This is a genomic window from Amycolatopsis sp. WAC 04169 (assembly GCF_003947535.1).
In the GTDB taxonomy this organism is placed as follows: domain Bacteria; phylum Actinomycetota; class Actinomycetes; order Mycobacteriales; family Pseudonocardiaceae; genus Amycolatopsis; species Amycolatopsis keratiniphila.
In genome coordinates this window covers 1-14,806 of record NZ_QHJI01000025.1, presented here as the reverse complement: position 1 = coordinate 14,806, position 14,806 = coordinate 1, and the positions used below count along the sequence as shown (strand labels likewise).

The window sequence follows — 14,806 nt, the reverse complement described above, 5'->3', positions numbered from 1 at the left end:
TGGGACACCAAATCCCTCACCTCCTCCCTCGTCGGAGGCGCACTCGGCGGCGCCTTCGCCGGAATCTTCCACTCCGCCGCCGGAAGCATCCGCAAAACCGCCTTCGACCTCCGCGACCGCCTCACCACCCGCCATCCCGACGACCTCCTCGCCGACAACGTCACCGTCGGCCAGGTCATCACCACCATCAACAAACCCCTCGCCGCCCTCGGCGACGCGGCCTACGCCACCGGCCAGATGATCACCGTCATCGCCACCGCACCCCTGATCAACCTCGCCCTAGGCGCCCCCACCGGCAACCCCGCCCTCGGCGCCCTCGGCGCACTCTCCCGTTACGGCGGCAGCCGCACCAGCGGATCCACCAACGGCAACCTCGACACCATCCACCCACCCGAAATCCCCGACCTCACCATCCCCCAAGTCGAGAAGCCCAACGACGCGGAGAAACCCTCTGGCACCGAAAAAACGGAGGCGACCGAGAAACCTGTCACCGACCACACCAAAAACACCCTCGACACCCCCCAAACACACGTAGCACCACCCCCGTACACCCCGGCCGCCGGACAACCAGAACTCCGTCAAGACAAATCCCCCGCCTACACCACCAGCCCCCACGCCCTCGGCACCCTCCACATCACCGCCGCGGTGAACGGTGCCGCACCCGCGACCCTCTCGCCGCTGAGTGACGCGGCCAGTCAGACAGCCCCTGCCGCCGGCGCGACACCGGAACGGGGGAACAGGGGAACCGCCACCCCGGACACCCTCGCGCCGGAGGTTGGCCACGGTTCACCCGACGGCATCACGAGTGTGGTGGCCGGTGCGCCTCCCGGTCACCGGCTCCTCACCCCGGACACCGCGGTCGTCTCGGAGACCCGGCCGGACACGTCGAACCCGGCCAGATCCACAAGCCCGGACACGACTTCATCACGTGTTCAGGCCGATCGCACCGCCGCCCCGCTCAGCACCACCGCAGGCCTTTCACCGGCGCTGCCCGCCGCGCGACCCGACACCACCGGCGGACACCTCGCCGCCACCGCGCGCGCCGCCGACACGCTGCTGCCGGACAGCACCCGGTCCTTCCTCGCCGAGACCGCACCCGCCACCACACGGCCCCCCGCCATGCCGGACACCCTCCACGCCCCGGCCCTCACGGACCCCGCGCCGTCAGCGTCCATGCCCGAGCCCTCAGCGATCACCACGGCACGACCGCACGACGTCCCCGCTTCTTTCCCGATCGAGCCCGTGCGAGCCATCCCGCTACCGGGCAACGGTGGCGTGGCCTTCGTCCCCGACGGCTACACCACGAACATCACCAACGCCTTCCCGCACCCGGAACCCGGCGTTTTCCGCGTCGTCGTCCAACACCGCGACAACACCTTCGCGCTACCCGGACACCACACCCTGGACCCGGCACACCGGCCCGAAAGGCTCATCGCAGCCCTTCAAGACCTCCCCACCCAGCTCGCCGCTTGGAGCAACTACACGAAAATCGACCTCCTCGCCTGCGACCTCACCCCCACCCTGCTCGACCGCCTCACCCCCGCGATCCACGCCACCTTCGGCGTCGAGCTCCACGCCCCTTATCGCCAGACCCCTCTTTTCGTCGCACCCACCGGCGGCCTCAGCCTCACCGACCCCGGCATCCCCCACACCCTCCACCTCGCACCGAAACGCCGCCGGAGTGACACGATGGTGGCCGACCCCAAAGCCCCTGAGACCTCGGCGAGGCTCGCCGAGGTCTCAGCGAGGCTCCTCCACCAGTACGGCAACATCTCCGCGCGGTGGCTCTCCTACTCGATTCCCCGCGAAACCTTCCCGCAGAAACTATTCGACAAACAATTCAACCTGCACCTCAAGCAGGAAAGGGAAAAACAGGCCAATTCCGGAACACTATGGAGTCCACTTTATCGCGGAAAGAGCAATTTTGAAAATTTCAGCAAAGACAAGTTGAATGATTTCACCGCATGGATTTACCGAAAAGCCGTCGCCGACCAGACGAGCAATCCCGCCGCGATAGCCAAGACCGCGGCGGAAGCAGGCTTCGCCGTCGGCGAAACGAAACTCGCGAACGCAGTGAACGCGGCGACGGAAGCGGCAGCAATCGACGGCCGCCGCCACCCCTCTCTGACGCTCGGTAAACCTGAACACCGCGTCAGGATCATCGCGCTGCTCGACCGGATTCTCGCGAATACCGACCGCCGCACTCAAACCCAGACACTCACCTCACTGAACGACGTGAACGTGCACGGAAGCAGCAACCTGCTACGCGCGCTGATAACCGAGCGGGAACAGGCGTTGAAGGACGATCCCGCGCTGGCTGAGGCAGCGCGGCGGCTCGGGCTCCCCGCTTTGCGGCCGAGCGGCGCGTTTCTGGGCCGGTTCCTGGACGTGGCCAAGGCGGCGGATCGTGGTTGGATCGAGAAACTGGCTTACGCGGCGGCGTGGGAACACAAGAGCGCCACGGCCGACGAGCTGACCCGCCTGCTACTGGATGAAGGCATCGCCGGAGACCCCGGCGTTCTTCGCGAGATCGTCACCACGGTCATCGGCGAAGCCACCCGCCAGGGTGACCGGCTGCCCCTCCTCGACGCCACCGATCAGGGGCAGCACGCCGCCATCCACGCCCGGACCGCCGCGATCGTCAACGTCACCCCCGCCCTCTACACCTCCACCGGCCCAGCCCTGGTCACACACATGCGGACCCGGCACATCACCGGCCCCCAGCACGACCTCGAAACCATCGCCCAAACCATCCTCGAGACCCCCGCCGAAGAACTCACCCAGGACTATTCCCTCGCCCCGCTCGACCTCGACGACCTCCCTTCCGCGGCGCGGGCCATCGGAGTGGAAGAAGACCTCACCGACTACGGCCCGGACATCTCACCGGCCGAGGAGGCACTCGCCTCGACGGCCAAGCAACTCCTGCTCGACTTCGGCGACCTCAATATCCGCTACCTGGTCACCAAGTGGCCGAACCCCAACAGGCAAAGCAAGCTCGCGTTCACAGAGATGAGCGAGCATCTCACCACGGAACGAACCAACCTCAAGACCAGTGGCGAGCTGTGGCTGCCCACCTACCGGGGACTCCGCAATTCCGGAAAAGACAGCCACACCGACGACCTCACCGCCTGGCTGTACCGGCAAGTCATCGCCGACCACACGAACAGCCCGACCGCGATCGCCTATGACGCGGCAGCGGCCGGTTTCACCACCGGCCACAACCAGCTGGTTCAGGAGACGCGAGCCGCGATGGAAGCAGCCACGAACGACGGCCGCCGCCACGTCTACCTGACGATCACCAAACCGGAGCACCGCGACAGGATCATCGCCCTGATCGACCGAATCCTCGCGAACGCTCCTTCGCCCACACGAAACAAGGTGATCGACTTACTGCATGAGGTGAACGGGCACGGAGACGACAAAGTCTTACAAGTATTGGTGAGCGAGCGTAGACAGGCGTTGCAGGACGATCCCGCGCTCGCCGAGGCCGCCCGGCAGCTCGGGCTCCCCACCCTGCGACCGACCGGCACATACCAGGGCCGGTTCCTCGACGTAGCCAACGAAGCCGATCACAGCTGGATCGGCTCACCCGCCTACGCCGCTGCGTGGGAACACAAAACCGCCACCATCCAACAACTGGTCACCCTTTTGACCCAGGAAGGCATCCGTGACACCAACGGCGGCCTGACACCGCTGATCGCCCGGATCCTGGCCGAGGCCGACGCCAACGGTGACCGCCACACCACACTCTCCACCCACCGACCCGGCGATCACACCGCCATCCTGCGCCGCACCGGATCGCTGGTGCTGAAAAACCACGACAAACTGTTCGCCCTCGAGCCCGCCCGGGCCATCACCCGCCTCGTCCGGCACATGCGCCGCAACAACATCACCGGCACCCAGGACACCCTCCGCGACATCGCCCACACCGTCTACACCCTCCCCACCCACCAGCCACTACCCGGCACCCACACCATTCCCCTCCCCACCCACGACGGCCTCACCGTCACCGCCATCCCCCTGCCCGGCAACGGCGGCATCGCCTTCATACCTGCCGCCTACGCCACCAACATCACCAACGCCTTCCCTCACCCCGAACCCGGCGTCTTCCGGCTCATCACCCAACACCGACACGGCGTCTTCGCACTTCCCGCACACCCACACGCCATCCCCCACCGGCCCGATCAACTCGTCCGCACCCTCCACCAGCTCCCACCGGCACTCGCGAACTGGGGCGACCACACAACAATCGCCCTCCTCGCCTGCGACCTCACACCCACCCACAGCCGCGACCTCGCGGACCTCATCCACACCAACCTCGGCCTCCAACTCACCATCCCCCACACCGAAACCCCCCTCTACATCACCCCCGACGGCATCATCACCACCACCGACCCCGGCCTGGACAACACCCTCCACCTCGCACCACCCGACACCCCCACCCAAACCACCCTCACCACCACCAGCGCCTGGCGACGCACCCCCGGCACCAACGAGACATTCAAACAATTCCTCCTCGACAACAACCACGCCACCACAACAGACCTCAGCCCCGACAAAACCGGCAAACTTCCACCCCGAAGTCTGGCCCTGGTCAAAAACTGGGCGATCGCCATCGGCGCCGAAAACCTGAGCAGCGCCGACACAGCCGAACAGTCCGGAGGCCTCGTCTCCTCAAACTCGGTGCGCCGGTGGCGCCGGCAAGCACTGCGGGAAGCGGGCGGGGTAGTACTGCCTGACGCGGACACCCTCACCACCACCGGCGCCTGGCGACGCACCCCCGGCACCACCGAAACATTCAAACAATTCCTCCTAGACAACAACCACGCCACCACAACAGACCTCACCCCCAACAAGAAAGGCGACCTTTCCCCTTGGGGTTCCGCCCTGGTCAAGAACTGGGCGATCGCCACCGGCGCCGAGAGACTGAGCGCTCCCGATACCGCCGAACAGTCCGGCGGCCTCGTCTCACCAAGCTCGGTGAAGCAGTGGCGGAAGCAAGCGCTTCTGGCAGCGGGCGGAACAGCACTCCCCGACACCGACACCCTCACCACCACCGGCGCCTGGCGACGCACCCCCGGCACCACCGAAACACTCAAACAATTCCTCCTCGACAACAACCACGCCACCACAACAGACCTCACCCCCGACAAAACCGGCAAACTTCCACCCCGAGGCCAAGCCCTGGTCAAAAACTGGGCGATCGCCACCAGCGCCGAGAGACTGAGCGCTCCCGATACCGCCGAACAGTCCGGCGGCCTCGCCTCACCACGCTCGGTGAATCAGTGGCGGAAGCAAGCGCTTCTGGCAGCAGACGGAACAGCACTCCCCGACACCGACACCCTCACCACCACCAGCGCCTGGCGACGCACCCCCGGCACCACCGAAACACTCAAACAATTCCTCCTAGACAACAACCACGCCACCACAACAGACCTCACCCCCAACAGCAACAACGAACTTCCACCCCGAGGCCACGCCCTGGTCAAAAACTGGGTCCTCGCCACCGGCGCCGGCGACCGGCGGCTAAACCTCACAGAAGCAGCCGAACACTCCGGTGGCCTCGTCAAGCCTTCGACTGTGAGCCGGTGGCGGGTCGGTGCCCGCGCTCATGCTGAACCAGCGGCCACCACAGCTCAAGGAGACGTTTCCCAGCTGGAACTCCGTCCGACGAAGCGGCGCAAGACCGAGTCGAGCGCGAGCAGGCCAGAGTTCGTCGTTCCCGCGGACATCCGGGAATTCGTCGTCGGATTCGACCCGGAGACAAACCGGACCCAGCCCTCGCTCTGGGCGATGCTGGAACATTTCCAGGCGACCTTCCTGCCCGAATTGGACCTGTCCCGCGACAGCAGAGGACTGCCGACCTCCACCACCACCCGGAACCTGGTCCGCGACTGGGCCACCGACCGGGCCGCGAGCTACCCGGCGGACTGGATCGCGAAAATGTCCGGCTGGTCGATCACCACCACCCAGGCCGAGGGATTGTCCGCCCGGATGGTGACCCAACCCAGCCCGCACTCGGCCGTCCCGGCCGGGCCGTCACCCTCCCCGAGCATCGCGACCTTTTCCCCCTTGGGACCGGTCAGGGTGATCCCGTTACCCGAGGGCGGTGGGGCCGCTTTCGTCAGCGACGCCTTCGCCACCAACGTTCTCAACGCCTTTCCGCACCCCGAACCGGGCGTGTTCACCCTGGTCGTCCACCACCAGAACGGCTACTTCCCGCTACCCGGTGAGGGCGCCCGGCCCGTCCCTCACCAGGCCGCGCAGCTGGTCGAAACCCTCAAACACCTGCCCTCGCGGCTGGTGGGCTGGCACAATTACCGGGAAATCGAGCTCTTCGCCTGCAATCTCGCCGACGGCCACGCTGACCAGCTCGCCGCCATCGCCCGCTCGGCTCTCGACATCGAACTCACCTCCGCCCGCCCTGGCCGCTTCATCTCCATCACCCGCGCCGGAGATATCGTCGCCACCATCGATCAACCGACCGGACTGCCCCCCGGCACGCTCACCCTCGGCGGCGGCAAACGCGGACAGCCGACGGACTCCGAAACCGGCGCCAAACGCCCTCGGATCGATGAGGACCCGAATCACGGCTTCAGTCCCGAGCAGGCGGAGTTGCTCCGTTCCACCTTCACCGAGCGGCATATCACCGGGCCACAGGAAGCGCTGAAAGCTCAGGCGCTCGTGCTCCTGAGAATCCCCTTGGAGAGCCTGCTCGCCGACCCCACGACCCAGCCCGATGCCCCCTTCGGTCCCATCACCCTGCACGCTGATGAAGGCGCTGCAACGTCGGGCCGCGGCGCACCTCGCGCGGAGACCACGCGCTTCGACGATGTCGATGAGGTGACGGCTGTGCTGTGGCTTGTTTCGATCGATCATCCCCGGGAAACGGCGGCTCAGATCGCGCGCCGCGCCGAAGAAGCGGGACTCACCGGACACCCGGACCTGGTTGAGCGCGCTGGAAGCGTCATCGACATCGCCGTCCGGCATCAGCGCCGGCACCCTTTCTTGGACGTCGACGTGTCCAGCGACCGCCTCGCGCTCCAAACCGTGATCGGCGCGTTGTTCATCACCGAACCCGGCGCCACGATCGACTCCGTCATGGCACGGTTGCCCTCGTACAACATCACCGGCGACATGTCGAAGCTTCGCGCGCTGCTGGCCGCCCGTAAGTCCGATCTGGCCCGGACAGCCAAGCGGACGCCCGAGATCTATCAGGAGATCGTCCGCAGCAGCAGGACCATACTGCGTCCAGAGCCGGAACGGCCGTTCGCCGGCCGGTCACCGGACACCGATCGCCCCCTGATCGAAAATCTGGCGTACGCCGCCTTCATGGTGAACAGGGAAGCCACTACCGAGGAAGTCGTCGCCCGGCTCGTCGAGGAGGGGATCGTCGGGGATCCCGTGGTGCTGACCGAAGTGGTCGTTCAGGCGGCGGCCGAAGCGGCGCGGCGCCATGCCCCGGCACCGGCGCTCCCCGTCGTGAGCAATGCTCTTCATCAGCGGATCGGCGAAATCCTGCTGTCCGATCCGGAACTCCGGGATCCCGAGAATCCCGACGGGATGACCGGCCTCGTCAAGGCGCTGCGAGAACGGGACATCGCCACGCCGGAGGACGTTCTGCGCGACCACACGCAGACCGTGCTCGCCATCCGCTCCGACGTCCCGCTACCCGGCGGCTTTTCGATCCCTGTCCCCTCACCTGCCGGGAGGCCGGTGAGAGCGATGCCCTTCCCCGGCGGTGTCGCCTTCGTCCGCGACGTCTTCGCCCAGAACATCTTCAACGCTTTCCCTCAACCGGAAGCCGGTACCCTGCGCGTCGTCGTCCCCCGGGAACACCGCCGGGGTGGCGCCTTCGTCCTCCCCGGTTTTCTCCCCGACACCGACCTGCGGCACGACCCCGCCCAGTTCGCCGAGGTTCTCGCCAACCTGCCCGCCTCGATCGCGGCCGGGGGCTCGATCGGCACGATCGCGCTGTTCTCCTGCCGTGTCACCCCCGAATCGGGAACGAACCTCACCCGGCTCATCCGCCAGCGAACCGGCTGGCAGCACCTGAATCTCACCGTCGCGCATCCGGACAAGCCCGTCGCCTTCACCCCCACAGGCGGCATCCGTCTCGCCGACAACGGCAAACACCCCGTCAGCACTCTCATCCTCGGCCCCGAGCCCGCCACGGTGTCGGCGGTCCGAGGCGAGATAGACGGCTCGGTCTACCACCGCTACATCGACAGTGGCGGGGTCGTCCGCGCGGTCGCCTTCTGGCACAAGGAGCAGGCCGAAACCCTCGCGCAAACCATGCAGGGCCGGGATCTGGCCGCTCAGCTGGGCCATCCGGGCTCCCGGGTGATCTTCACCCACCATGTCCGGGACCGGTTCTTGATCTCGCGCGAGGAGGATCGCTTACGCCGAGCGAGCGCAACGATCATGTTCAGGATTTTCGACGCGCTCGTCCAGGATGGGGTCCTGCCTTGGCGCCAGGAGAACCTCCTGCTGGCCTCGTGCGAAGTCAGCCAGGCCGAAGCCGACCAATTCCGAGAACTCGCGCGCGACAACGGCTACACCGGCGACCTTCGCGTGATCACGGACCAGATCGTCGAGATCGATCCGGACGCCGATGCCTCGCTCCTGCCTACGAAAGCGTCGGGCACAGGTTCCAGGGGTGACGGCTCCTCTCGCGCCATCCGCTTCGGGTTCGTCGAGGGGGATGAAGCGGAGTCGTCAGCGGTTTCGCATGACACAGCCGTTCCCGCCTTGCCATCCGCCGACACTCCGCCATTCGACGTCGTTTCCTGGCAGCCGGGAGCGAATCGGACGTTGCGGGACTACCTGGTGGGCCAGGTCGCCTGGCCCGCGACGTCACACTTGGCCAGGCTCCCCTTGGAAATACAGGCCATGGTGCAGGCGCAGTTCGAGCTCGATCCTGCTCCCGCCTCCCACCTGAACGCCTGGGTCGAAGCCCAGTTTCCCAGCCGACCGGCGGGGTACCGGCAGCCAACGTTCGCACAGGTCGCGAACCTGTCCGGTGGACTCGTGTCCGGACGGGAGATCGCCGGAATCCTGGCCAGGAAGGTGGTCGACGCGCACGGAAGCCTCACTCCCGCCGCGGTACGCCTCCAGCTGACCACCGAAGGCATCCGGCACCCGGAACTGAACACGGCGATCACCGAGGCGCTGGCGCGGGCCGAAGCCGAAGGTTCCGCGTGGCATCCGACGTATCGAGGAGACCGGCGGCCGGGGGTGTTCGACCCGGACGAACCGGGCCCGGCCACTCTTCTGCTGTGGCGACTGGCCGTCGACCACCCGCGGGACACCGCCGCCGGTTTGGCGCATCGCGCCGAGCAGGCGGGCCTCCTCGGCGGCGAAGACCTCGTGCGCAACGCCGAACTGGCGGTCGACTCCGCCGTGCACGACCAGCGGAGGGTCCTCTCGGCGGCCAAGCCGAGCGACCATCCGCGTATCCATTCCCTGATCGACGCGCTGCTGGTCACCGAACCCGGGCTCGACACTCCCGCCGTGGTGGACCGTCTGCGGGGATACAGCGTCCATGAGGGACTCCGCGGCCTGCACCCCATGGTGGAAAGCCGCCTGGGTCTCCCCGCCATGGACATCGAGGCCGCCCGCGCGCTGCTCGTTCCACGACCGGCCGGGGCGATCCTGGGCCGCGTTCTCGACTCGGCCGATGCCGGGAACCGCGAGATCATCGGGCATCTCGCCTACGCCACCGCCTGGACCCACAAGACCGACACCGTCGAGCAGCTGGCCGCGCGACTGCGCCGGGACGGGGTCACCGGGCCGGAGCCGGATCTGCTCCGCGTGATCACCGAGACGGTGGCCGAGGCCGACCTCCACGGTGACCGGCTCGAATCCCTGCCGGCCGATCGCCCCGCGTATCACCACCTCCTGCGGCTTCGCGTCGAACAGATCCTCGCCGACACGCCGTCCCTGCGCGATTCCCGCAGCCCGGAGCGGCTCACCCAGCTGGTCCGCCAGATGCGGCTCCACAAGGTCACCGGCCCTCAGTACCTGCTCACCGCCCACGCACACAGTGCGCTCACCCGCCCCGCGACGACACCGCTCGGCTCAGGTGCGACCACTGTCGGCGCCGGTTTCCCCGGCCCCATCCGAACATTGCGGGCCACCCCTGGCACCCGCTACCAGCACATCGTCGACGCCGACGGCACCATCACCGGAGTCGGCTTCCTCCCCGAGAACGAAGCCCCCATCCTTCGCGCCGCCGCGGCCCGCCACGACCTCGCCACCCAACTCGGCCACCCCGGCGCCCGGCTCGTCTTCGCCCACCACGACCACACCGGCTACACCATCCCCCACCCCACCGACGGTGCCGGCCTCTTCGACGCCCTCTCCGGGCTGGGTGCCGCCTGGAAACACCACGACATCCTCCTCGTCACCTGCCTCCCCGACCCCACCCACACCGAACAGTTCCGCGCCGCCGCACGAACACACGGCTATCAAGGCACCGTCCACACCACCACCAGCCCCCACACCGAAATCACCGAACACCACGGCGCACGCCCCCTCCACCCCGGCGACACCCCCCACCCCGACGCCATCATCCTCAACCCCACAAGCCAGACGGTCACTTTCGCCAAAGGGGCCCGTGACCTGATGGCGGGAGACTGGTTCAACGCCGATCATCCGGCCCAGCGGGTCATCCAGCTGGGAGAATCCCTCTACGACGGCCTGCTCAACGCCTACGAGTCCAGGGGCGAGCTTCCCGAGATCGAGGTCCACGGCTACGGCAACTCCCGGCGTCCGGGGCGGGCCATGGCCACGAGTGTCGCCCGCGCGGATTCGGTGGTCGCCGCGCTGCTGTTCGGCCTGAACGTCGCCCACCAGAACCGGCCCGCCGCCGACAGGATTCCCGACTTCGACCTGGTGCCCCAGGCGATGTTGGCGATCACTCACGGCCGAGCGGGATCCCCGTTCAGCAGCGGCCGCGATCTCGAGGAACGCCGCCGCGGTGTGTTCGTGCGGATCCCGGCGCTGCCGCTGCCCGCCGGACGGGTTCCCACGTTCACGTACCGGAATCCCTCCGGTGTGGACCTCTCCGGGCTGGAGCCCCTTCGGTTCGGCAGTCCGGACAATCCGATCAGGCTGCCCCGGGAATTCCTCGTGCCCCCGGGTCCCGCCCTGGCCATGGAGAGCCCGTCCGGGGCGATGATCTTCCCCTCCGTCCTGTTCGGGATGGCATCGGGGTGGAGCGAGATTCGAAAATATCCGGGAGTGATCTCGCTGTGGCTCGACGTGGATCACCGTTCCGGCGAGGTGTTTCTCCGGGATGGAATCCGCCTGTCCTACCACGACTTCGCGACCTGGGTCCACGAGATGCTGAACGGCGCACCGGACTCCCAGCGGCTCCTGCTGCTGGCCGATCACGGCGGCGAACAGCCGGGACGCGCCGGGAACCAGCCCGGCGTACCCGCGTCTTCGCTCGCCGGAATTCTGTCCGCGGCCACCCACGGCCGCGTCCTCACCCCACTCACCGGCACGATCTGGACGTACGGGGATGAAGAACACTACGCCACCAACTGGGGCCTTTTCCAGGACGGCACCCTGCTCGGCGTTTACGAACGTCACGAAACTTGGCGACGCGCGGGCATTTCGGTTGCTGACGCGGTCGCCGCCACCCGCTTGGAATACCCGCGGCATCCTGAGACCGCGCAAGACGTGAACGGGTTGGTCGCGGAACGAGAAGCGACCGCCGCCGCGGCCGCCGAGGCCTACATCAACCCACCGCCGCCGCTGCCCAGCGCTTCCAAGCCGGTGAAGCTACCCGAACGAACCAGGATCAAGTTTTCACCGGATTCGCACAGAATCGAACTTCGCTACCGCAACGAACTCGAACGACTCTTTCGTCAGGTATACCTTCACGCCCAAGAAGCCTACGACGAGGCGGAAGCCTTCCCTCAGGTGATCATCACCGGTCTCGAAGAAAACACGTCAGAGTCGAAACAGCTCCGCAAGAATCGCGCGCAGACCGTCAAAGACCTGGCAGTGCAGTGGATGGCCAAGGAACTCGAAGAGCGAACCGCGCGCCGTGAATCGACATTCGACGCGGGATCCCCGGAGGAGAGCAGATCTTTTCTGGAGTCCTTCATCCGTCTCGGCTCACGCACCTACGACGGCGACCCGACCCATGAAGTCGTCATCGAACTGTTCAACCTCCGGGAGATACCGGAAGAAGTAGCGGGCGCCTCGTCCGCGGACCACGCACCCGCACCCAGCACCCTTTACCAGCGCATCATCGACGCCGACGGCACCATCACCGGAGTCGGCTTCCTCCCCGAGAACGAAGCCCCCACCCTCCACAACGCCGCGGCCCGCCACGACCTCGCCACCCAACTCGGCCACCCCGGCGCCCGGCTCGTCTTCGCCCACCACGACCACACCGGCTACACCACCCCCCACCCCACCGACCCAGCCACCTTCTTCCACACCCTCGACACCACCCTCACCCGCCTCGGCGCCACCTGGAAACACCACGACATCCTCCTCGTCACCTGCCTCCCCAGCCCCACCCACACCGAACAAATCCGCACCACCGCACAAGAACTCGGCTACCAAGGCACCATCCACACCACCACCAGCCCCCACACCGAAATCACCGAACACCACGGCGCACGCCCCCTCCACCCCGACGACACCCCCCACCCCGACGCCATCATCCTCAACCCCACAAGCCAGACCATCAGATTTCCTCAAGGCACCCGATCGACCCTGGGCCGGGCTATCGATTACACCGTCCTGCAACGACTCTACGATCTGGGAGCAGCTCTCTATTCCCCCCTCGTGAACGCCCAGCGGGCCGGAGCTCCCCTTCCCAGAATCGAGATCACCGGATACGGCAACGCCCTGAATATCGCGCAGGCCACCGCCACGGGTCTGGAACGTGCGGAATCGGTGCGCTGGCGGATCCTGACCGGCCTGAGGCGGGAGCACGAAAACCGGGAGTCCGGCACTGCCAGCACCGATCCCGGGCAGCTGGCACGGGCGATCGTGGCCACTTCGGGCGGCCGTGCCCAGTCTCCCAAAAGCGTCGGCGGCACCTTGACGGAACGTCGTCGCAGCGCTTTCGTCGAGGTACCGGCCTTTCCCCAGGCTCCGGCGCGGGTACCCACGTTCACCTATCAGGCCCCTCCCGGAGTGGACTCGTCGAGGCTCGGGCCACTCCGTTTTTCTCCCCCGCTCGACCCAGGACGCATGACCGAGCTCGGATTCCTCGTTCCGGAAGGCCCGGCGTTGGCCATGGAGTCGCCCGGCGGGGCGATGATCTTCCCGCCGCGGACAGATGTCCTGGGGACAGGCTGGGAGACGCTGCGTCCGTTCCACGGTGTACTGGCGATCTGGGCCCAGCCGAATCTCCACGGTGAAGTGCTTCTGAGGGACGGCAACCGGGTTTCTTATCGCGACTTCGCGACATGGGTACGCGATATGGCGCCCGGCTCGCACAGGGTGCTGCTGTTGTCCGACCGTGCCGGTGCACAGCCGGGGCAGCGTCCCAGCCAACCGGTCCGGCCCGAGTTGTCGCTCGCCGCCATCCTCTCCGAGACCCTGGGCGGCTCGGTCCTCGCACCGATCGACCAGCTTCTACACGAGGGCCGGACCTTTTTCTCTCTACGGTGGGGCCTGTTCCGCGACGGTGAACTCGTCGGCGTCCACGCGAGGGCACCCGTTGAGTGGCGACACGAGTTCGGCCACACGGATGCGGTCCAGTACTCGGGCCTCGCCGCGCCGCCTGCTCCGTGGCAGCCGTTGACCGCGGCGCAAAACGCCGCGCGAGCGGCCATGGCGGAGGAGCGTTCCGCCATGGCCGCCGAGGCCGCCACGGCCTACCTGGCCTCACCGGCGGTCGCGCCCGCGACGTCGGCCGCACCGGACCCGTCCGTCCTCGACGCCCATGTCGCTCCATCCGGTGCCGCCTACGCCAGGCCACCAGTCCCCGGCGCGGAGCCGATAGCGCTTCCCTGGAAGGTCGAGGTCAGCTTCCCGACGGGGTCGAATGTCCTCCGCGACGGCAACCAGCATCTGGAAAACCTCTTCCGCCACATCTACGTGCGCTCGCTCCAGGTCGCGGCGAACGCCGGATTCGACTACCCGCACGTCTTCATCACCGGCCTTTTCGACTCCCCTGCCACCGGCACGTCGCACGCCTCGGCGCGGGCCAAGACGCGCGCCGAGGCGCTGAAAGCACGCGCGGTCGAATGGTTCAGCCGCGAAGAGGATGCAAGGAGAAGTCGCCGGCAAGAACGGTTCGGCCCCGACACGGAGATTTCGATCGTCGCGGAGCACCTTCTCCGGGTCGGCGAGTCGCGCGCTCGCACCGGCGGCCAGTCGCACGATGTGGTGATCGAGATCATGTACACCGCGACCGACGACGAGAATCAGGCCCCCTGACCGGCTCGCGGGGTCGTGAGTGGCGTCTCGGTTCTGTTGAGGGGCAAGGCATAGGCGGCGTGTGCCGTCGCTCGCTCGCACACCAACCTCGGGTGCCGCGAAAGCCACTTTCGGGACATCTGGTGTCCCGAAAGTGGCTTTCGCGACACCTCCGGGCCTCCGTCACCCACGACCACCGCAAGACCCGCGGCGAAGGGCACTTTCCGCTCACGCGTGTCAAGTCCGTGAAGGCCTCCTTGAGGGACCCTGGGTCCCTCAAGGAGGGGCGGATTCACGTGGTGGTTGCAACACGCATTGTTTGTTGGTTGAACAGTAGTGCTTCGAGGGCTTCGGTGGGTGTGTGCCAGTTGAGGGTTTGGCGGGGGCGTTCGTTGAGTTCGGTGGCGATGCG

At 67.1% G+C, this 14,806-nt stretch carries 1 protein-coding gene; it reads left to right on the top strand.

The window, feature by feature from the left end:
• Window positions 1-237: 237 nt before the first annotated feature.
• A complete protein-coding gene (locus tag DMC61_RS41285; RefSeq protein WP_233595113.1) occupies window positions 238-14,415 on the top strand; it encodes a hypothetical protein in 14,178 nt (4,725 codons plus the stop codon).
• The last annotated feature ends 391 nt before the right edge of the window (window positions 14,416-14,806 follow it).

What these genes read in the sequence shown, in the direction of transcription:
- DMC61_RS41285 (WP_233595113.1), top strand. Translation starts at nt 238, where the DNA reads ATGATCACCGTCATCGCCACCGCACCCCTGATCAACCTCGCCCTAGGC.